Consider the following 19379-nt stretch of genomic DNA (forward strand, 5'->3'; position numbering starts at 1 on the left):
CTATTCGTCGGCAGCGTCAGATGTGTATAAGAGGCAGCCCTGCCCCAACGGAACTCCGGCGCGCCGTCCGCACCCCGGGTTTGATCTCCGTCACGCAGCGGGTACTCTCTTCGGCTCGATTGGCCCCACGCATGCCCCGTATGGCAGACTGTCCTGGTTGCTCGGTTGAGTGCCGATGCTGCGCGCCTCCCGCCGGGAGGACCGGAAGCGAGTCCCACAGTACTCGTCGCCCCATCTGCCGAAGGGTCCGCAAGGACTTGCAGGCAGCGCTGAGGCGGACGTACGGGAATCTTCCGGGAAGTGCAGTGCGGTCGCTCGGCCAGGCGCCCGGTGGGTTTCTTCCCCCGGACCCGCGGTCATTCAGGGCCGCAGCCCCTAGCAGGGAACTCCTTCGGGAGAACCGTGTGAGCGGGACTGCGACACGCCCGACCGCGTGGGTCGGAGGAAGTAGAAAAAAGGACCTTCCGGGGGCCAGAGCGTTCGAGACGAAGGACTACTAAGTAGCCATGGCGGGACAGAAGATCCGCATCCGGCTCAAGGCCTACGACCACGAGGTCATCGACTCCTCGGCGAAGAAGATCGTCGAGACGGTGACCCGCACTGGTGCGTCGGTCGCGGGCCCGGTGCCGCTGCCCACTGAGAAGAACGTGTACTGCGTCATCAAGTCGCCGCACAAGTACAAGGACTCGCGCGAGCACTTCGAGATGCGCACGCACAAGCGCCTGATCGACATCCTCGACCCGACGCCCAAGACCGTTGACTCGCTGATGCGCCTGGACCTTCCGGCCGGCGTTGACATCGAGATCAAGCTCTGAAGGGCGCGGAGAAGATGACCAAGCAGATCAAGGGCATCCTGGGCGAGAAGCTCGGCATGACCCAGGTCTGGGACGAGAACAATCGTGTCGTCCCGGTGACCGTGGTCAAGGCCGGACCCTGCGTCGTTACCCAGGTCCGTACGAATGACAGCGACGGCTACGAGTCGGTCCAGATCGCCTTCGGCGAGATCGACCCGCGCAAGGTGAACAAGCCCCTCAAGGGCCACTTCGCCAAGGCCGACGTGACCCCCCGTCGCCACCTCGTCGAGATCCGTACCGCTGGTGCCAGCGAGTACACCCTCGGCCAGGAGCTGACTGCCGAGACGTTCGAGGCCGGTATCAAGGTCGACGTCACCGGCAAGAGCAAGGGCAAGGGCTTCGCCGGTGTGATGAAGCGTCACAACTTCGCCGGTGGCAAGGCCTCCCACGGTGCCCACCGCGTGCACCGCAAGCCCGGTTCCATCGGTGGCTGCGCCACGCCCGGCCGTGTCTTCAAGGGCCAGCGCATGGCCGGTCGCATGGGCAGCGAGCGGGTCACCACCCAGAACCTGACCGTCCACGCCGTTGACGCGGAGAAGGGCCTGCTGCTCATCAAGGGCGCGGTTCCTGGTCCGAACGGCGGCCTCGTCCTGGTCCGTACTGCGGCCAAGGGGGCCTGAGGTAACCCATGAGCACCATTGACATCCTTTCGCCGGCAGGCGACAAGACCGGGACGGTCGAGCTCCCCGCGGAGATCTTCGACGTCGAGAAGATCAGCATCCCGCTGATCCACCAGGTCGTCGTCGCGCAGCTGGCCGCCGCCCGTCAGGGCACGCACAAGACCAAGCGCCGCGGCGAAGTCCGCGGTGGCGGCAAGAAGCCGTACCGCCAGAAGGGCACCGGCCGCGCGCGCCAGGGTTCGACCCGTGCGCCGCAGTTCGCCGGCGGTGGCGTCGTCCACGGCCCGCAGCCGCGTGACTACTCGCAGCGCACGCCCAAGAAGATGAAGGCTGCCGCTCTGCGTCACGCCCTCACCGACCGGGCGCGCAACTCCCGCATCCACGTCGTCTCCGACGTGGTCGAGGGCGAGATCTCGACGAAGGCCGCGAAGAGCCTGCTCGGCAAGGTCAGCGAGCGCAAGAACGTGCTCCTGGTCATCGAGCGCTCGGACGAGACCGCGCTGCTCTCCGCCCGCAACCTGCCCCAGGTCCACATCCTGGAGCCGGGCCAGCTGAACACGTACGACGTGCTCGTCTCGGACGACGTGGTCTTCACCAAGGCCGCGTTCGAGTCCTTCGTGTCCGGCCCGAAGGCCACTGACACCGAAGGGAGCGAAGCCTGATGGCCATCCGTCACCAGAGCATCGCGTCCAAGGCTGCGAAGGCCGCCAAGGCCGCGCGCGTCGCCAAGGCGAAGCGCATCGCGACCGAGGGCAAGATTGCCGTTGAGCCCACCCCGCTGAGCAAGTCCTTCTCGGACCCGCGCGACGTCCTCGTCAAGCCGGTCGTCTCCGAGAAGTCGTACGCGCTGCTCGACGAGGGCAAGTACACGTTCATCGTGGCTCCGGGCGCCAACAAGACCCAGATCAAGCAGGCCGTCGAGGCGGTCTTCTCGGTCAAGGTCACCGGCGTCAACACGATCAACCGTCAGGGCAAGCGGAAGCGTACGCGCACCGGTTTCGGCAAGCGTGCCGACACCAAGCGCGCCATCGTGACCCTTGCTGAGGGCGACCGTATCGACATCTTCGGCCAGGCCTCCTAACGGAGCGCCCTGGTCCGAATATCGGACGAGGACTGAGAAATGGGAATCCGCAAGTACAAGCCGACTACGCCGGGCCGTCGTGGCTCCTCCGTAGCCGACTTCGTCGAGGTAACGCGGTCCACGCCGGAGAAGTCGCTGGTTCGCCCGCTGCACAGCAAGGGCGGCCGTAACAATTCCGGTCGTGTGACCGTTCGCCACCAGGGTGGTGGCCACAAGCGCGCCTACCGCGTGATCGACTTCCGTCGCCACGACAAGGACGGCGTGCCGGCCAAGGTCGCGCACATCGAGTACGACCCCAACCGCACGGCGCGCATCGCGCTGCTGCACTACGCGGACGGCGAGAAGCGCTACATCCTCGCCCCGCGCGGCACGCAGCAGGGTGACCGGATTGAGAGCGGCCCCGGTGCCGACATCAAGCCCGGCAACAACATGGCGCTGCGCAACATCCCCGTGGGTACGACCATCCACGCCATCGAGCTGCGGCCCGGCGGCGGCGCGAAGTTCGCCCGCTCCGCGGGTGCCTCCGTGCAGCTGCTCGCGAAGGAAGGCGCCATGGCGCACCTTCGCATGCCGTCCGGTGAGATCCGCCTGGTCGACGTCCGCTGCCGCGCCACCATCGGCGAGGTCGGCAACGCCGAGCAGTCGAACATCAACTGGGGCAAGGCCGGCCGCATGCGCTGGAAGGGCGTCCGCCCGACCGTGCGTGGTGTCGTGATGAACCCGGTCGACCACCCGCACGGTGGTGGTGAAGGCAAGACCTCCGGTGGTCGTCACCCGGTCTCGCCGTGGGGCAAGAAGGAGGGTCGTACTCGTGATCGCAACAAGGCGAGCAACAAGTACATCGTCCGTCGCCGCAAGTCGAACAAGAAGCGCTAGGAGCGGGTTTAGATGCCGCGCAGTCTCAAGAAGGGACCCTTCGTTGACGGCCACCTCGTAAAGAAGGTGGACGCTCAGAACGAAGCCGGTTCCAAGAACGTCATCAAGACCTGGTCCCGTCGCTCGATGATCATTCCCAGCATGCTGGGTCACACGATCGCGGTGCACAACGGCAAGACCCACATCCCGGTGTTCGTCACCGAGTCGATGGTCGGCCACAAGCTCGGCGAGTTCTCGCCGACTCGCACCTTCCGCGGCCACGTCAAGGACGACCGGAAGTCGAAGCGCCGCTAGCGCGGGGTGGAACGACTATGACTAACACCGAAGGGACAACCATGGAAGCCAGGGCCCAGGCGCGGTACATCCGCGTCACGCCCATGAAGGCCCGCCGCGTGGTGGACCTCATCCGTGGCATGGATGCCACGGAGGCTCAGGCGGTCCTGCGTTTCGCCCCGCAGGCCGCGAGCGTGCCGGTCGGCAAGGTGCTGGACAGCGCCATTGCCAACGCCGCGCACAACTACGACCACACCGACGCCTCTTCGCTGGTCATCAGCGAGGCGTACGTGGATGAGGGCCCGACCCTGAAGCGGTTCCGTCCGCGTGCTCAGGGCCGTGCCTACCGGATCCGTAAGCGGACCAGCCACATCACCGTGGTCGTCAGCAGCAAGGAAGGAACCCGGTAATGGGCCAGAAGGTAAACCCGCACGGGTTCCGGCTCGGTGTCACGACCGACTTCAAGTCGCGTTGGTACGCCGACAAGCTGTACAAGGACTACGTCAAGGAAGACGTCGCCATCCGTCGGATGATGACGTCCGGCATGGAGCGCGCCGGCATCTCGAAGGTTGAGATCGAGCGCACCCGTGACCGCGTGCGTGTGGACATCCACACCGCTCGTCCCGGCATCGTCATCGGCCGCCGTGGCGCCGAGGCCGACCGCATCCGCGGCGACCTCGAGAAGCTCACGGGCAAGCAGGTCCAGCTGAACATCCTCGAGGTCAAGAACCCCGAGGTCGACGCTCAGCTCGTGGCCCAGGCCGTTGCGGAGCAGCTGTCCTCCCGCGTCTCCTTCCGTCGTGCCATGCGTAAGAGCATGCAGTCGGCGATGAAGGCGGGCGCCAAGGGCATCAAGATCCAGTGTGGCGGCCGCCTCGGTGGCGCCGAGATGTCGCGCTCGGAGTTCTACCGCGAGGGCCGTGTGCCCCTGCACACGCTCCGCGCGAACGTCGACTACGGCTTCTTCGAGGCCAAGACGACCTTCGGCCGCATCGGCGTGAAGGTCTGGATCTACAAGGGCGACGTCAAGAACATCGCCGAGGTCCGCGCCGAGAACGCCGCTGCCCGCGCCGGCAACCGCCCGGCCCGTGGTGGCAACGACCGCCCGGCCCGTGGTGGCCGTGGTGGCGAGCGTGGCGGCCGCGGTCGCAAGCCGCAGCAGTCGGCTCCGGCCGCCGAGGCCCCCAAGGCCGAGGCGCCCGCCGCTGCTCCGGCTGCTGAGAGCACCGGAACGGAGGCCTGACCGAAATGCTGATCCCCCGTAGGGTCAAGCACCGCAAGCAGCACCACCCGAAGCGCAGCGGTATGTCCAAGGGTGGCACGCAGGTTGCGTTCGGCGAGTACGGCATCCAGGCGCTGACCCCGGCGTACGTGACGAACCGTCAGATCGAGGCAGCTCGTATCGCGATGACGCGTCACATCAAGCGTGGCGGCAAGGTCTGGATCAACATCTACCCGGACCGCCCCCTCACCAAGAAGCCTGCCGAGACCCGCATGGGTTCGGGTAAGGGTTCTCCGGAGTGGTGGATCGCCAACGTCAAGCCCGGACGCGTGATGTTCGAGCTGTCGTACCCGAACGAGAAGATTGCTCGTGAGGCGCTCACCCGCGCTGCTCACAAGCTTCCGATGAAGTGCCGCATCGTCCGGCGCGAGGCAGGTGAGTCGTGATGTCGGCCGGTACCAAGGCGTCCGAGCTGCGCGAGCTGGGCAACGAGGAGCTTGTCAACAAGCTTCGCGAGGCCAAGGAAGAGCTGTTCAACCTCCGCTTCCAGGCGGCGACCGGTCAGCTCGAGAACCACGGTCGGCTCAAGGCCGTCCGTAAGGACATCGCGCGGATCTACACCCTGATGCGTGAGCGCGAGCTGGGCATCGAGACGGTGGAGAGCGCCTGATGAGCGAGAGCAACGTGACTGAGACGAAGACCGACCGCGGCTTCCGCAAGACCCGTGAGGGTCTGGTCGTCAGCGACAAGATGGACAAGACCGTCGTCGTCGCTGTCGAGGACCGCGTCAAGCACGCGCTGTACGGCAAGGTCATCCGCCGTACGAACAAGCTCAAGGCGCACGACGAGCAGAACGCTGCCGGCGTCGGCGACCGCGTCCTCCTGATGGAGACGCGTCCGCTGTCGGCGACCAAGCGCTGGCGCATCGTCGAGATCCTCGAGAAGGCCAAGTAATTCTCTGAGGCATCCCTCAGAGTTCGTTCCGCCAGGCTCGGCAGGGGCCCATCCCGTAAGGGAGAAGCCCCTGCCGGGAACCGGCAGACAAACAGGAGATAGACGTGATCCAGCAGGAGTCGCGACTTCGCGTCGCCGACAACACGGGTGCGAAGGAAATTCTCACCATTCGTGTTCTCGGTGGCTCGGGTCGCCGCTACGCGGGCATCGGTGACGTCATCGTCGCCACCGTCAAGGACGCGATCCCCGGTGGCAACGTGAAGAAGGGTGACGTCGTCAAGGCGGTCATCGTTCGCACCGTCAAGGAGCGCCGCCGTCCGGACGGCTCGTACATCCGCTTCGACGAGAACGCCGCCGTCATTCTGAAGAACGACGGCGACCCTCGCGGCACCCGTATCTTCGGCCCCGTCGGCCGTGAGCTGCGCGAGAAGAAGTTCATGAAGATCATCTCGCTCGCGCCGGAGGTGCTGTAAGCATGAAGATCAAGAAGGGCGACCTGGTCCAGGTCATCACCGGTAAGGACAAGGGCAAGCAGGGCAAGGTCATTGCCGCTTACCCGCGCGACGAGCGCGTCCTGGTCGAGGGTGTCAACCGGGTCAAGAAGCACACGAAGGCCGGCCCGACCGCCAGCGGCTCGCAGGCCGGCGGCATCGTGACCACCGAGGCCCCCGTCCACGTCTCCAACGTCCAGCTGGTCGTGGAGAAGGACGGCAACAAGGTCGTCACGCGCGTCGGTTACCGCTTCGACGACGAGGGCAACAAGATCCGCGTTGCCAAGCGGACGGGTGAGGACATCTGATGACGACCACCACCACTCCGCGTCTCAAGACGAAGTACCGCGAGGAGATCACGGGCAAGCTGCGTGAGGAGTTCTCGTACGAGAACGTCATGCAGATCCCCGGCCTGGTCAAGATCGTGGTCAACATGGGTGTCGGCGACGCCGCCCGTGACTCGAAGCTGATCGACGGCGCCATCCGCGACCTCACCACGATCACCGGTCAGAAGCCGGCCGTGACGAAGGCCCGGAAGTCCATCGCGCAGTTCAAGCTGCGCGAGGGCCAGCCGATCGGCTGCCACGTCACGCTCCGTGGCGACCGCATGTGGGAGTTCCTGGACCGCACCCTGTCGCTCGCGCTGCCGCGCATCCGCGACTTCCGTGGTCTGTCCCCCAAGCAGTTCGACGGCCGTGGCAACTACACCTTCGGTCTCACGGAGCAGGTCATGTTCCACGAGATCGACCAGGACAAGATCGACCGCGTCCGGGGTATGGACATCACCGTGGTCACCACGGCGACCAACGACGCTGAGGGCCGTGCCCTTCTCCGTCACCTCGGCTTCCCGTTCAAGGAGGCGTAAGCGAGATGGCGAAGAAGGCTCTGATTGCCAAGGCTGCTCGTAAGCCCAAGTTCGGTGTGCGTGCGTACACCCGCTGCCAGCGCTGCGGCCGTCCGCACTCCGTCTACCGCAAGTTCGGCCTCTGCCGCGTGTGCCTTCGTGAGATGGCTCACCGTGGCGAGCTGCCGGGCGTGACCAAGAGCTCCTGGTAGTCCCACTGCCCCTAGGGCATATGGGATTGTCCGGAACTCTCGGTAAGTAAAGGGTTGGCAGATGCCCTCCTCCAGATGGCTTAGGCTAGGAGGGTTGGGCGTCTGCCGCCCTGACCGACTTACTACGCCGTAGGTCCCCGCGCCGCACCCGTCCCGCCTCTGAGTGGGGAGAGGGATGGCGCAGATAGGAAACCACGGCGAGAGAGGCCGAAGGCCAATTCATGACCATGACTGATCCGATCGCGGACATGCTGACTCGTCTGCGTAACGCGAACTCGGCGTACCACGACACCGTGGCGATGCCGCACAGCAAGATCAAGTCTCACATCGCGGAGATCCTCCAGCAGGAGGGCTTCATCACGGGCTGGAAGGTCGAGGACGCCGAGGTCGGCAAGAACCTCGTTCTCGAGCTGAAGTTCGGCCCGAACCGTGAGCGCTCCATCGCGGGCATCAAGCGGATCTCCAAGCCCGGTCTCCGGGTTTACGCGAAGTCCACCAACCTGCCGAAGGTCCTCGGCGGCCTCGGCGTGGCGATCATCTCCACGTCGCACGGTCTCCTGACCGGGCAGCAGGCAGGCAAGAAGGGCGTAGGTGGGGAAGTCCTCGCCTACGTCTGGTAGTCGGGAACGGAGGAATAGCTAATGTCGCGTATTGGCAAGCTCCCCATCACGGTTCCCGCCGGCGTGGACGTCACCATCGACGGCCGGACGGTCTCGGTTAAGGGCCCCAAGGGTTCCCTTTCCCACACCGTCGTCGCGCCGATCGACATCGCTAAGGGTGAGGACGGCGTCCTGAACGTCACCCGCCCGAACGACGAGCGTCAGAACAAGGCCCTGCACGGCCTGTCCCGCACGCTGGTGGCGAACATGATCACCGGCGTGACCCAGGGTTACGTGAAGAAGCTCGAAATCAGCGGTGTCGGTTACCGCGTCCTCGCGAAGGGCTCCAACCTGGAGTTCTCGCTGGGCTACAGCCACCCGATCCTGGTCGAGGCCCCCGAGGGCATCACCTTCAAGGTGGAGTCCGCGACCAAGCTTTCGGTCGAGGGCATCGACAAGCAGAAGGTCGGCGAGGTTGCGGCCAACATCCGCAAGCTGCGCAAGCCCGACCCGTACAAGGCCAAGGGCGTCAAGTACGAAGGCGAAGTCATCCGCCGCAAGGTCGGAAAGGCGGGTAAGTAAGCCATGGCATACGGTGTCAAGATTGCTAAGGGCGACGCTTACAAGCGTGCTGCCATCAAGCGTCGTCACATCCGCATCCGTAAGCACATCTCGGGTACGGCTGAGCGTCCTCGCCTGGTCGTGACGCGCTCGAACCGCCACATCGTGGCCCAGGTCATCGACGACATCAAGGGTCACACCCTTGCGTCGGCGTCGACCCTGGACACCACGATCCGCGGCGCCGAGGGCGACAAGTCCGCGGCTGCCAAGTCGGTCGGCGCCCTGGTCGCCGAGCGCGCCAAGGCCGCCGGTGTCGAGACTGTCGTGTTCGACCGTGGTGGTAACCAGTACGCCGGGCGCATCGCCGCCCTGGCGGACGCCGCCCGCGAAGCCGGACTCAAGTTCTGAGTCGGTTCCGTAGCTAGCGGAAACAGAGAGAGGTAATTCCAATGGCTGGACCCCAGCGCCGCGGTGGCGGTGCCGGTGGCGGCGAGCGGCGGGACCGGAAGGGTCGCGACGGTGGCAACGCCGCCGCCGAGAAGACCGCGTACGTTGAGCGCGTTGTCGCGATCAACCGCGTCGCCAAGGTTGTGAAGGGTGGTCGTCGCTTCAGCTTCACTGCGCTCGTCGTAGTGGGCGACGGTGACGGCACCGTGGGTGTCGGTTACGGCAAGGCCAAGGAGGTGCCGGCCGCCATCGCCAAGGGTGTTGAGGAGGCCAAGAAGCACTTCTTCAAGGTCCCCCGTATCCAGGGCACCATCCCGCACCCGATCCAGGGCGAGAAGGCCGCGGGCGTCGTCCTGCTCAAGCCTGCTTCCCCCGGTACCGGTGTTATCGCCGGTGGCCCGGTGCGTGCCGTGCTCGAGTGCGCCGGCGTGCACGACATCCTGTCGAAGTCCCTGGGCTCCGACAACGCGATCAACATCGTGCACGCGACCGTGGCGGCCCTCAAGGGCCTGCAGCGTCCCGAGGAGATCGCGGCTCGCCGTGGTCTGCCCCTCGAGGACGTCGCCCCCGCGGCTCTCCTTCGTGCGCGTGCGGGAGCGGGTGCGTAATGGCACAGCTCAAGATCACGCAGACGAAGTCGTACATCGGCAGCAAGCAGAACCACCGCGACACCCTGCGCTCCCTTGGTCTCAAGGGCATCAACACGCAGGTCGTCAAGGAGGACCGCCCCGAGTTCCGCGGCATGGTGCACACCGTCCGCCACCTCGTGACGGTTGAGGAGGTCGACTGACATGGCGGAGCAGAACCCGCTGAAGGTCCACAACCTCCGGCCCGCCCCGGGCGCCAAGACCGCCAAGACCCGTGTGGGTCGTGGTGAGGCGTCCAAGGGTAAGACCGCTGGTCGTGGTACCAAGGGCACCAAGGCCCGTTACCAGGTTCCGGAGCGCTTCGAGGGTGGCCAGATGCCCCTCCACATGCGTCTCCCGAAGCTCAAGGGCTTCAAGAACCCGTTCAAGACCGAGTTCCAGGTCGTGAACCTCGACAAGCTGAGCGCGCTGTACCCGGAGGGTGGCGAGGTCACCGTCGAGGGTCTCGTCGCCAAGGGTGCCGTTCGCAAGAACAGCCTCGTCAAGGTGCTCGGCCAGGGTGAGGTCACCGTGGCGCTGCAGGTGACGGTCGACGCCGTCTCCGGCTCCGCCAAGGAGAAGATCACCGCCGCCGGCGGTACCGTCACCGAGCTCGTCTGATATTCCCTCAGACGTGTCGATGACATGAGCGATTCCCAGCCGGGGATGCCCCACAAAAGGGGCATCCCCGGTTGGTCGTTCCAAGGGGGGCACGGTCGCCGGTAAGGTGGCGTGCACTGTCTAAGCTCCGTGCGGTCTGCCCGCACGGTTTTCTTGACTGATACGTATTCGTCGAACCTCAGACCATTACCTCTGACGCACGCGCGCGGGGGTCGCAGGAGGCACCGTGCTCACCGCGTTCGCCCGGGCGTTCAAGACGCCCGACCTGCGCAAGAAGCTGCTCTTCACACTCGGCATCATCGTGATCTACCGGGTGGGTACGCATGTGCCGATCCCCGGTGTCGACTACAAGAACGTCCAGGTCTGCATCGACAACGCGAATGCGAACCAGGGCCTGTTCGGTCTCGTCAACATGTTCAGCGGCGGCGCGCTGCTGCAGATCACGATCTTCGCGCTCGGCATCATGCCGTACATCACGGCGAGCATCATTCTGCAGCTGCTGACCGTGGTGATCCCGCGACTCGAGGCCCTCAAGAAGGAGGGCCAGGCCGGCACCGCGAAGATCACGCAGTACACGCGCTATCTGACCATCGCGCTCGCGATCCTGCAGGGCACCGGCCTGGTGGCCACCGCCCGCACCGGCACCCTGTTCCAGGGCTGCCCCGTCGCCAGCGAGATCGTTCCCGACCAGTCGATCTTCGTCACCGTCACGATGGTCATCACGATGACCGCGGGTACGGCCTGCGTCATGTGGCTCGGTGAGCTCATCACCGACCGCGGCATCGGCAACGGCATGTCGATCCTGATGTTCATCTCGATCGCCGCGACCTTCCCGAGCGCCCTCTGGGCCATCAAGCAGCAGGGCGACCTGGCGGGTGGCTGGATCGAGTTCGGCACCGTCATCGCGGTCGGACTCGTCATGGTCGGCCTGGTGGTCTTCGTCGAGCAGGCGCAGCGGCGCATCCCGGTCCAGTACGCGAAGCGAATGATCGGCCGCAGGTCCTACGGCGGAACGTCGACGTACATTCCGCTGAAGGTCAATCAGGCGGGCATCATCCCTGTGATCTTCGCCTCCTCGCTGCTCTACATTCCGGCGCTCGTGGCCCAGTTCGCGGGCGGCAACTCGGGATGGAAGACGTGGATCGAGGCGAACCTGACCAAGGGTGACCACCCGATTTACATCGCCACGTACTTCATCCTGATCGTCTTCTTCGCCTTCTTCTACGTCGCGATCTCCTTCAACCCCGAGGAAGTCGCCGACAACATGAAGAAGTATGGTGGCTTCATCCCGGGCATCCGGGCTGGCCGTCCGACCGCTGAGTACCTGAGCTACGTACTCAACCGGATCACCTGGCCGGGTTCGCTGTATCTGGGTCTGATCGCTCTTGTGCCGACGATGGCGTTGGTGGGCTTCCAGGCGAACCAGAACTTCCCGTTCGGCGGGACGAGCATCCTCATCATCGTGGGTGTGGGTCTGGAAACCGTGAAGCAGATCGAGAGCCAGCTCCAGCAGCGCAATTACGAAGGGTTCCTCCGCTGATGCGAATCGTCCTCGTCGGGCCGCCCGGTGCGGGCAAGGGAACGCAAGCCGCGTTCCTGGCCAAGAACTTGTCGATCCCGCACATCTCCACCGGCGACCTCTTCCGTGCCAACATCAGCCAGGGCACGGACCTCGGCAAGCAGGCGAAGGCGTACATGGACGCCGGAAACCTCGTGCCGGACGAGGTGACGATCGGCATGGCGAAGGACCGCATGGCGCAGCCGGATGCCGAGAACGGCTTCCTGCTCGACGGGTTCCCGCGCAACGTGTCGCAGGCGGAGGCGCTGGACGTGGCGCTCAAGGCCGACGACGTGAAGCTCGACGCCGTCCTGGACCTGGAGGTCCCCGAGGACGAGGTCGTCAAGCGGATCGCGGGCCGGCGGATCTGCCGCAAGGACTCCAGCCACGTCTTCCACGTGACGTACAGCAAGCCGAAGCAGGAGGGCGTCTGCGACGTCTGCGGCGGCGAGCTCTACCAGCGCGAGGACGACAGCGAGGACACCGTCCGCAAGCGCCTCGAGGTGTACCACACGCAGACCGAGCCGATCATCGACTACTACCGGACCCAGGGTCTGGTCGTGACGATCTCGGCGCTCGGCAAGGTGGACGAGGTCACCACGCGCGCGATGGACGCCCTCAAGGGCGACAAGTAGTCAGTACGCTGTTTCGGCCGCGGTGCCCTTGGGGGGACCGCGGCCGTACTGTTGTCTACGTACCGGTCCGGATGCGTGGCCGGTGCGTAGACGATGACGGAAGACGGAGAGCGGAAGCCCCATGGTGCAGATCAAGACCCCCGAGCAGATCGCGAAGATGCGTGAGGCGGGCCTTGTCGTCGCCGCCATCCACGCCGCGACCCGTGAGGCCGCGGTGCCCGGCGCCACCACGCGGGACCTGGACGAGGTCGCCCGCAAGGTGATCGACGAGCACGGCGCGAAGTCGAACTTCCTCGGGTACGGCGGTTTCCCCGCCACGATCTGCACCTCGGTCAACGAGGTCGTCGTGCACGGCATCCCGGACGACAAGACCGTCCTGAAGGACGGCGACATCATCTCCATCGACGCCGGCGCCATCATCGACGGCTGGCACGGTGACGCGGCCTACACGGCGTTCGTGGGCACCGGTCACGCTCCGGAGCTGATCGAGCTCTCCCGGGTGACCGAGGAGTCGATGTGGGCCGGTCTCGCGGCCATGAAGCAGGGCAACCGGCTCGTCGACATCTCCCGCGCCATCGAGACGTACATCCGCCGCCAGCCGAAGCCGGGCGGCGGCAAGTACGGCATCGTCGAGGACTACGGCGGCCACGGCATCGGCACCGAGATGCACATGGACCCGCACCTGCTGAACTACGTCGAGCGCCGCCGCGGCAAGGGCCCCAAGCTGGTTCCCGGCTTCTGCCTGGCCATCGAGCCGATGGTCTCCCTGGGCACCCCGCGCACGGAGGTCCTCGAGGACGACTGGACGGTCATCACGACGGACGGTACGTGGTCCTCGCACTGGGAGCACACGATCGCCCTTACGGAGGCGGGTCCGCTGGTGCTGACGGCCCCGGACTGCGGTAGGGCCAAGCTCGCGGAGTACGGCGTGACGGTGGCTCCGGACCCGCTGGGCTGAGGTCCGCAGGGCCGGGGCGGGCGCCTCTCGCAGCAGGTCCCCGGCACCGTGGGCTGTGCCCACCCGTGCCGCCCTGCGGCACGCCTGCCCACAGCGGTAGCTGCAGCGGCGGCGGTGCGTGGGCCAGGAGGGAGGGTCCTTGCTTAAGGATCTTGCCCGTGGGGCAGACTTTCTCGATTCGTCTTTCCGAGTGCACTGACGTAGACTGACGCGTCGGCTCTCGTGCATCCGTGTGTCCGTATACGGAGATGCGGAAGTACACAGCCGATCAAGGTAGTCGATTCGAAGGGCGAAGCGTGGCCAAGAAGCAAGGTGCCATCGAGATCGAAGGCACTGTCGTCGAGTCTCTTCCGAACGCCATGTTCAAGGTGGAGCTCCAGAACGGCCACCAGGTCCTGGCACACATCAGCGGCAAGATGCGCATGCACTACATCCGCATCCTCCCTGACGACCGGGTCGTGGTGGAGCTGTCTCCGTACGACCTGACGCGTGGCCGGATCGTCTACCGGTACAAGTAGATCTTGCCCGCATCCCGCTCGCGCGGGGTGGTGGCACTGACCCGGAGAACCTCACCCAATGAAGGTCAAGCCGAGCGTCAAGAAGATCTGCGACAAGTGCAGGGTGATCCGCCGTCACGGCCGGGTCATGATCATCTGCGACAACCCGCGCCACAAGCAGCGCCAGGGCTGACGCACGACTGCAGTTCGCAGATTTTCGCGCGACGCAAGTAAGTAGATACGCAGGACCCGTCCCTCTTCAGTTCCTTTGGTGGTGGAGGGCGACACCCCCGGTCGGAGGCCGGGGACCCAGTTCGTACCAACCCTTTTGAGAAGGGGACGGCGGCTGGGAGTGGTTCTGCTGAAGACCTCCGAAGAATCAACAGGAGCCATGAATGGCACGCGTTGAAGGCGTTGACCTCCCGCGCGACAAGCGTATTGAGGTTGCCCTCACCTACGTGTTCGGTATCGGCCGCACGCTGGCCCAGCAGACGCTGGACGCCACCGGTGTGGACCGCAACACCCGCGTTCGCGACCTGACCGAGGAAGACCTCGTCAAGATCCGTGAGTACGTGGACGCCAACGTCAAGACCGAGGGTGACCTCCGTCGCGAGATCCAGGCCGACATCCGCCGCAAGGTCGAGATCGGTTGCTACCAGGGTCTCCGTCACCGTCGTGGTCTGCCGGTCCGCGGTCAGCGCACCAGCACGAACGCTCGCACCCGCAAGGGCCCGCGTCGCGCCATCGCCGGTAAGAAGAAGCCGGGCAAGAAGTAGTCCTCGCTCAGCGGTCTATCGACAGCTGACGCTGCAGGACCGACCACCTCCCGTAGGAGTTATAGATGCCCCCCAAGGGTCGTCAGGGCGCTGCCAAGAAGGTGCGCCGCAAGGAAAAGAAGAACGTCGCCCACGGGCACGCTCACATCAAGAGCACGTTCAACAACACGATCGTGTCCATCACGGACCCGACCGGCAACGTGATCTCGTGGGCCTCCGCCGGCCACGTCGGCTTCAAGGGCTCGCGCAAGTCCACGCCGTTCGCCGCGCAGATGGCTGCCGAGTCGGCTGCCCGTCGCGCCCAGGAGCACGGCATGCGCAAGGTCGACGTCTTCGTCAAGGGCCCGGGTTCCGGTCGTGAGACCGCCATCCGCTCCCTGCAGGCGACCGGCCTCGAGGTCGGCTCGATCCAGGACGTGACGCCCACGCCGCACAACGGCTGCCGTCCGCCCAAGCGGAGGCGCGTCTGACCTCAGGTGCGTTACGCATCTGTGGTCTCGGCCGTCTTTCGGCTTGAAGGGCTTCGGGCGACCCGCGTCTTTTCGGACGGGTCGCCCGTACCCTTGTAATGAATCAGGGCATCAAATAGTGGGTGCCCCTGAACTGAAGGAATCACTTCATGCTGATCGCTCAGCGTCCCTCGTTGACCGAAGAGGTCGTCGACGAGTTCCGCTCCCGGTTCGTCATCGAGCCGCTGGAGCCGGGCTTCGGTTACACCCTCGGCAACTCCCTCCGCCGCACCCTGCTCTCGTCGATCCCCGGCGCTGCTGTCACCAGCATCCGCATCGATGGTGTCCTGCACGAGTTCACCACCGTGCCGGGCGTCAAGGAAGACGTCACCGACCTCATCCTCAACATCAAGCAGCTGGTCGTCTCCTCGGAGCACGACGAGCCCGTCGTGATGTACCTGCGCAAGCAGGGCCCGGGTCTGGTCACCGCCGCCGACATCGCGCCCCCGGCCGGTGTCGAGGTGCACAACCCCGACCTGGTCCTCGCCACGCTCAACGGCAAGGGCAAGCTGGAGATGGAGCTGACCGTCGAGCGCGGTCGCGGCTACGTCTCCGCCGTGCAGAACAAGCAGGTGGGCCAGGAGATCGGCCGTATCCCGGTCGACTCCATCTACTCGCCGGTGCTCAAGGTCACGTACAAGGTCGAGGCGACCCGTGTCGAGCAGCGCACCGACTTCGACAAGCTGATCGTCGACGTCGAGACCAAGCAGGCCATGCGTCCGCGCGACGCCATGGCGTCGGCCGGCAAGACCCTGGTCGAGCTGTTCGGTCTGGCGCGCGAGCTCAACATCGACGCCGAGGGCATCGACATGGGCCCGTCCCCGACGGACGCCGCGCTCGCCGCCGATCTGGCGCTGCCGATCGAGGAGCTCGAGCTCACCGTTCGCTCGTACAACTGCCTCAAGCGTGAGGGCATCCACTCCGTGGGTGAGCTCGTGGCCCGCTCCGAGGCGGACCTGCTCGACATCCGCAACTTCGGTGCGAAGTCGATCGACGAGGTCAAGATGAAGCTCAACGGCATGGGTCTTGCGCTGAAGGACTCGCCTCCCGGCTTCGACCCGACCGCTGCCGCCGACGCCTTCGGCGCCGACGACGACGCGGACGCGGGCTTCGTCGAGACCGAGCAGTACTAGTCGCCTCCGGCGGGGTGGGCGGATTCTTCCGGCTGCCCCGCCGTTGCGGCTGAGCCCTTGTCCTCAATCGCCGGACGGGCTCAAAAAGACTTCCTGCGGGGCAGCCGCCTCACAGGCACTGACACCGGTACCTGATACGGCCGGTGCAGCGATGAAGGAGAAACACCATGCCGAAGCCCACCAAGGGTGCCCGTCTGGGCGGCAGCGCCGCGCACGAGAAGCTCCTGCTGGCGAACCTCGCCAAGCAGCTCTTCGAGCACGGCCGCATCACCACCACCGAGGCGAAGGCCCGTCGCCTGCGTCCGTACGCGGAGCGTCTGGTCACCAAGGCGAAGAAGGGTGACCTTCACAACCGCCGCCAGGTGCTGTCCGTCATCACCGACAAGAGCATCGTGCACACGCTCTTCACGGAGATCGGCCCGCGCTACGAGAACCGCCCGGGTGGCTACACCCGCATCACCAAGATCGGTAACCGTCGTGGCGACAACGCGCCCATGGCGATCATCGAGCTGGTGGAGGCCCTGACCGTGGCCCAGGAGGCCACCGGTGAGGCCGAGGCCGCCACCAAGCGTGCGGTCAAGGAAGACAGCCTCAAGAAGGACGCGCCCGTCGAGGACGCGCCGGTCGAGGCCGCCGAGGAGTCCAAGGACGCCTGAGGCACTGCCTTGCTGTGAGCGGGTCCGCCCTTCGGGGCGGGCCCGCTTTCGCATGTACGTGGCGCTGAGAGGATTGCGGTGTGAGTGATGAAGTAGAGCCCGGGTTCGTGCGGGTGCGGCTGGATCTTTCGTACGACGGCAGGGACTTCTCCGGCTGGGCCAAGCAGCGGCAGGGGCAGCGGACCGTCCAGGGCGAGATCGAGTCCGCGCTGCGGACCGTGACGCGGTCGCAGGAGACGTACGAGCTGACCGTCGCGGGGCGCACCGACAGCGGCGTGCACGCGCGGGGGCAGGTCGCCCATGTCGATCTGCCGGAGAGTGTGTGGGCCGAGCACAGCGAGAAGCTGCTGCGCAGGCTCGCGGGGCGGCTGCCGCATGACGTGCGGGTGTGGCGGGTCGCCGAGGCGCCCGCCGGGTTCAACGCCCGGTTCGCGGCCGTGTGGCGGCGGTACGCCTATCGCGTGACCGACCATCCCGGTGGGGTCGACCCGCTGCTGCGGGGCCATGTGCTCTGGCACGACTGGACGCTGGACCTCGACGCGATGAACGCGGCCGCCGAGCGGCTGATCGGCGAGCACGACTTCGCCGCGTACTGCAAGCGGCGCGAGGGTGCCACGACCATTCGCACGCTGCAGGAACTGCGGTGGGAGCGGCGGCCCGACGGCATCTTCGAGGCCACCGTGCGGGCCGACGCGTTCTGCCACAACATGGTGCGGTCGCTGGTCGGCGCCATGCTCTTCGTCGGGGACGGGCACCGGCCCGTGGAGTGGCCGGAGAAGGTCCTCAGGGCGGGGGTGCGGGACTCCGCCGTGCACGTCGTGCGGCCGCACGGACTGACGCTGGAGGAGGTCGGCTACCCCGCCGACGAGCTGCTCGCCGCGCGCAGCAAGGAGGCGCGCAACAAGCGGACGCTGCCCGGGGCCGGGTGCTGCTGAGCCCCGGCCGGGTGCTGGGCCGGGGCCGTCGTCCTACTGCTGCGGGGCCTCGGCCGCGGCCGACGCCTGGGCCTCGCCCCGCTGGTTGATCCGCTGGAAGGCGAAGCGGGCGAGGTCGTCGCCCGCGCCGTACGCCTTGCGGTCGCCCGTCGTCACGTCCTTGCCGCTGGTGTAGCCCGTGGTGGTGAAGTAGGCGTAGCGGCCGTAGGCGTTGTAGGTGCCGCGGCACACGCCCGTGCGGCAGAAGGCGGGCACGCCCTTGCCGGACAGCGAGTTCACGAGGCCCTTCTTCACCTGGTCCTTGGTCTTCTCGGCGTCGGCTGCCGTGTCGAAGACGGCGACGCCGATGGTGATCGCGACGCCGTCCCTGATGTAGCTGGCGCGGATCAGGCGGGTGCAGTCGTTCTTGGCGAGGACCGCGCCGAGGGCGGACTGGGTGACGGACGTGCACTTCGTGGTGGAGTCGGTCGCGCCCTTCTTGTAGAGGCGCTCGCCGGTCCGCCAGGACTTGCCGGGGAACATGCCCTCGGGGGTGAGCGGCGCCTTGTCCTTCTTGGCGCTGGCGATGAAGTCCTTGGGGTCCGGCGGGGGCGGCGGCGTGGTCGCCTCGAAGGAGGGTTCCGAGTCCTTGCTCGCGCCGGGGATGTCCGCGGCCGACGGCAGCTCGCTCGCCGGTTTGTTCGACGCGGAGGTGTCGTCGCTGTTCGCGGAGACGACGGTGATGGCCACGGCGGCCGCGATGCCGATCGTCGCGAAGGCTCCGCCGCCGATCAGCAGCCATTTGCGGCGGCGGGTGCGCGCCTCGGAGGCCTCGGCCAGTGCCGCCCAGTCGGGCGTGGGCCCGCCGCCGGGTCCGCCCGTTCCGCCCGGACCCCACTGAGGTCCCCCTTGCCCAAAGCTCATGGGGCGCATCTTAGACGGGCTTCCCGGGATGTTGAGCGGGGGTTGCGTGGGGTGCCCGGCCTAGCCTGAGGCCTATGAATTCGGGCAAAACGGCGTTTTGTGGATGGTGGTTGCGGCCGGCCGAGTCATACGTCCGGTGGGTGCTCGGGGTGGTGCTCGTCGCCGCGGTCGTCAGGGTGGGGCTGCGCGTGCCGGACGGCGGGATGGACAACGCGATCGTGGTGCGGGCCGCCGAGGCCTGGCTGGACGGTCGTTCGCCCTATGCCGACCGGCACTTCCTCTATCTCCCGGGCGCCGTGCTCGCGGCCCTGCCGCAGGCGTTGCTGCCCGCGGACGTGGTGCGCTTCCTCGTCCCCGCGGCGGTGACCGCGGGCCTCGTCGGGGGGTGGGGGTGCGCCCTGCGCATCTACGGGGTGCCCTTGCGCAGTCGGTTCGCGGCGTACGGACTGCTCGGGCTCGCGCTCGGCTTCGCGCCCTTCGGGCACCTGGTCGAGCTCGGCAACTGGACGGTGGGCTCCGCGGTCGCGCTGCCGCTCGC

Annotated in this window: 32 protein-coding genes and 1 pseudogene; 32 read left to right on the forward strand and 1 reads right to left on the reverse strand. The window is 66.5% G+C overall.

What is annotated here, in order from left to right:
* Positions 1–506: 506 nt before the first annotated feature.
* From rpsJ to truA, 31 genes are all read left to right on the forward strand, one after another.
* On the forward strand, positions 507–815 hold the full coding sequence (rpsJ, locus tag AOK03_RS09960) for a 30S ribosomal protein S10 (protein ID WP_003948644.1): 309 nt from the start codon (positions 507–509) through the stop codon (positions 813–815).
* A gap of 14 nt (positions 816–829) precedes the next feature.
* Positions 830–1474 carry a 50S ribosomal protein L3 gene (gene rplC / locus AOK03_RS09965; RefSeq protein ID WP_055564825.1) on the forward strand — a complete coding sequence of 215 codons (645 nt, stop codon included), beginning with the start codon at positions 830–832 and terminating at the stop codon, positions 1472–1474.
* 8 nt (positions 1475–1482) lie between these two features.
* Positions 1483–2136 carry a 50S ribosomal protein L4 gene (rplD, locus tag AOK03_RS09970; RefSeq protein ID WP_055564826.1) on the forward strand — a complete coding sequence of 218 codons (654 nt, stop codon included), beginning with the start codon at positions 1483–1485 and terminating at the stop codon, positions 2134–2136.
* Positions 2136–2555 carry a 50S ribosomal protein L23 gene (gene rplW / locus AOK03_RS09975; RefSeq protein WP_055564827.1) on the forward strand — a complete coding sequence of 140 codons (420 nt, stop codon included), beginning with the start codon at positions 2136–2138 and terminating at the stop codon, positions 2553–2555. Before rplD ends, rplW begins: the two co-directional genes overlap by 1 nt.
* A gap of 39 nt (positions 2556–2594) precedes the next feature.
* Complete coding sequence (gene rplB / locus AOK03_RS09980; RefSeq protein ID WP_055564828.1) at positions 2595–3431, forward strand: 50S ribosomal protein L2; 837 nt, start codon at positions 2595–2597, stop codon at positions 3429–3431.
* A gap of 12 nt (positions 3432–3443) precedes the next feature.
* Positions 3444–3725 (forward strand): 30S ribosomal protein S19, encoded by a 282-nt coding sequence (rpsS, locus tag AOK03_RS09985; RefSeq protein ID WP_018528354.1) that lies wholly within the window; start codon positions 3444–3446, stop codon positions 3723–3725.
* Between the two features lie 41 nt (positions 3726–3766).
* The gene (rplV, locus tag AOK03_RS09990; RefSeq protein ID WP_004571827.1) at positions 3767–4114 is read left to right on the forward strand and encodes a 50S ribosomal protein L22; all 348 of its coding nucleotides are present in this window, start codon (positions 3767–3769) and stop codon (positions 4112–4114) included.
* Complete coding sequence (rpsC, locus tag AOK03_RS09995) at positions 4114–4947, forward strand: 30S ribosomal protein S3 (protein WP_055564829.1); 834 nt, start codon at positions 4114–4116, stop codon at positions 4945–4947. Before rplV ends, rpsC begins: the two co-directional genes overlap by 1 nt.
* A gap of 5 nt (positions 4948–4952) precedes the next feature.
* A complete protein-coding gene (gene rplP, locus AOK03_RS10000; RefSeq protein ID WP_014047785.1) occupies positions 4953–5372 on the forward strand; it encodes a 50S ribosomal protein L16 in 420 nt (139 codons plus the stop codon).
* Entirely contained in the window at positions 5372–5596 is a 225-nt protein-coding gene (rpmC, locus tag AOK03_RS10005; RefSeq protein WP_006347226.1) for a 50S ribosomal protein L29, read from the forward strand. The genes rplP and rpmC overlap by 1 nt, the downstream gene beginning before the upstream one ends.
* On the forward strand, positions 5596–5880 hold the full coding sequence (gene rpsQ, locus AOK03_RS10010) for a 30S ribosomal protein S17 (RefSeq protein ID WP_055564830.1): 285 nt from the start codon (positions 5596–5598) through the stop codon (positions 5878–5880). The genes rpmC and rpsQ overlap by 1 nt, the downstream gene beginning before the upstream one ends.
* Positions 5881–5984: 104 nt before the next feature.
* Positions 5985–6353 carry a 50S ribosomal protein L14 gene (gene rplN / locus AOK03_RS10015; protein WP_003974257.1) on the forward strand — a complete coding sequence of 123 codons (369 nt, stop codon included), beginning with the start codon at positions 5985–5987 and terminating at the stop codon, positions 6351–6353.
* A gap of 2 nt (positions 6354–6355) precedes the next feature.
* Positions 6356–6679 carry a 50S ribosomal protein L24 gene (gene rplX, locus AOK03_RS10020; protein WP_016645174.1) on the forward strand — a complete coding sequence of 108 codons (324 nt, stop codon included), beginning with the start codon at positions 6356–6358 and terminating at the stop codon, positions 6677–6679.
* Positions 6679–7236 carry a 50S ribosomal protein L5 gene (gene rplE, locus AOK03_RS10025; RefSeq protein WP_055564831.1) on the forward strand — a complete coding sequence of 186 codons (558 nt, stop codon included), beginning with the start codon at positions 6679–6681 and terminating at the stop codon, positions 7234–7236. The genes rplX and rplE overlap by 1 nt, the downstream gene beginning before the upstream one ends.
* 5 nt (positions 7237–7241) lie before the next feature.
* The gene (locus AOK03_RS10030; protein WP_003956452.1) at positions 7242–7427 is read left to right on the forward strand and encodes a type Z 30S ribosomal protein S14; all 186 of its coding nucleotides are present in this window, start codon (positions 7242–7244) and stop codon (positions 7425–7427) included.
* A 221-nt stretch (positions 7428–7648) separates the two neighbouring features.
* Positions 7649–8047 carry a 30S ribosomal protein S8 gene (gene rpsH / locus AOK03_RS10035; RefSeq protein WP_018528360.1) on the forward strand — a complete coding sequence of 133 codons (399 nt, stop codon included), beginning with the start codon at positions 7649–7651 and terminating at the stop codon, positions 8045–8047.
* Between the two features lie 21 nt (positions 8048–8068).
* The gene (rplF, locus tag AOK03_RS10040) at positions 8069–8608 is read left to right on the forward strand and encodes a 50S ribosomal protein L6 (RefSeq protein ID WP_055564832.1); all 540 of its coding nucleotides are present in this window, start codon (positions 8069–8071) and stop codon (positions 8606–8608) included.
* A gap of 3 nt (positions 8609–8611) precedes the next feature.
* On the forward strand, positions 8612–8995 hold the full coding sequence (gene rplR, locus AOK03_RS10045) for a 50S ribosomal protein L18 (protein WP_055564833.1): 384 nt from the start codon (positions 8612–8614) through the stop codon (positions 8993–8995).
* Positions 8996–9036: 41 nt separating this feature from the next.
* Positions 9037–9642 (forward strand): 30S ribosomal protein S5, encoded by a 606-nt coding sequence (rpsE, locus tag AOK03_RS10050; protein ID WP_055564834.1) that lies wholly within the window; start codon positions 9037–9039, stop codon positions 9640–9642.
* Positions 9642–9824: a 50S ribosomal protein L30 gene (gene rpmD, locus AOK03_RS10055; protein WP_005481207.1), complete on the forward strand. Its 183-nt coding sequence runs from the start codon at positions 9642–9644 to the stop codon at positions 9822–9824. The genes rpsE and rpmD overlap by 1 nt, the downstream gene beginning before the upstream one ends.
* A 1-nt stretch (position 9825) precedes the next feature.
* Complete coding sequence (rplO, locus tag AOK03_RS10060; RefSeq protein ID WP_055564835.1) at positions 9826–10281, forward strand: 50S ribosomal protein L15; 456 nt, start codon at positions 9826–9828, stop codon at positions 10279–10281.
* Between the two features lie 226 nt (positions 10282–10507).
* Positions 10508–11821, forward strand: a complete 1314-nt coding sequence (secY, locus tag AOK03_RS10065; RefSeq protein WP_055564836.1) for a preprotein translocase subunit SecY — start codon at positions 10508–10510, stop codon at positions 11819–11821.
* Positions 11821–12474 (forward strand): adenylate kinase, encoded by a 654-nt coding sequence (locus tag AOK03_RS10070; RefSeq protein WP_055564837.1) that lies wholly within the window; start codon positions 11821–11823, stop codon positions 12472–12474. The genes secY and AOK03_RS10070 overlap by 1 nt, the downstream gene beginning before the upstream one ends.
* A 121-nt stretch (positions 12475–12595) precedes the next feature.
* On the forward strand, positions 12596–13432 hold the full coding sequence (gene map, locus AOK03_RS10075) for a type I methionyl aminopeptidase (RefSeq protein ID WP_055564838.1): 837 nt from the start codon (positions 12596–12598) through the stop codon (positions 13430–13432).
* 296 nt (positions 13433–13728) lie between these two features.
* A complete protein-coding gene (gene infA, locus AOK03_RS10080; protein ID WP_003948620.1) occupies positions 13729–13950 on the forward strand; it encodes a translation initiation factor IF-1 in 222 nt (73 codons plus the stop codon).
* 58 nt (positions 13951–14008) lie between these two features.
* Positions 14009–14122: a 50S ribosomal protein L36 gene (rpmJ, locus tag AOK03_RS10085; protein ID WP_003948619.1), complete on the forward strand. Its 114-nt coding sequence runs from the start codon at positions 14009–14011 to the stop codon at positions 14120–14122.
* A gap of 202 nt (positions 14123–14324) precedes the next feature.
* A complete protein-coding gene (gene rpsM / locus AOK03_RS10090) occupies positions 14325–14705 on the forward strand; it encodes a 30S ribosomal protein S13 (protein WP_055564839.1) in 381 nt (126 codons plus the stop codon).
* Between the two features lie 65 nt (positions 14706–14770).
* A complete protein-coding gene (gene rpsK, locus AOK03_RS10095; protein ID WP_003948617.1) occupies positions 14771–15175 on the forward strand; it encodes a 30S ribosomal protein S11 in 405 nt (134 codons plus the stop codon).
* A 149-nt stretch (positions 15176–15324) separates the two neighbouring features.
* Entirely contained in the window at positions 15325–16347 is a 1023-nt protein-coding gene (locus tag AOK03_RS10100; RefSeq protein WP_016645160.1) for a DNA-directed RNA polymerase subunit alpha, read from the forward strand.
* A 167-nt stretch (positions 16348–16514) separates the two neighbouring features.
* Positions 16515–17003: a 50S ribosomal protein L17 gene (gene rplQ, locus AOK03_RS10105; RefSeq protein WP_055564840.1), complete on the forward strand. Its 489-nt coding sequence runs from the start codon at positions 16515–16517 to the stop codon at positions 17001–17003.
* 80 nt (positions 17004–17083) lie between these two features.
* Entirely contained in the window at positions 17084–17938 is an 855-nt protein-coding gene (truA, locus tag AOK03_RS10110; RefSeq protein WP_055564841.1) for a tRNA pseudouridine(38-40) synthase TruA, read from the forward strand.
* 33 nt (positions 17939–17971) lie between these two features.
* Here the strand turns inward: truA and AOK03_RS10115 are convergent, their stop codons facing one another.
* A complete protein-coding gene (locus AOK03_RS10115; protein ID WP_055564842.1) occupies positions 17972–18841 on the reverse strand; it encodes a hypothetical protein in 870 nt (289 codons plus the stop codon).
* A 140-nt stretch (positions 18842–18981) separates the two neighbouring features.
* Between AOK03_RS10115 and AOK03_RS10120 the strand changes: the two are divergent.
* Positions 18982–19379: pseudogene (locus AOK03_RS10120) on the forward strand (hypothetical protein); the annotation flags it as partial.

Source organism: Streptomyces atriruber, from assembly GCF_001418325.1.
Lineage (GTDB): Bacteria > Actinomycetota > Actinomycetes > Streptomycetales > Streptomycetaceae > Streptomyces > Streptomyces atriruber.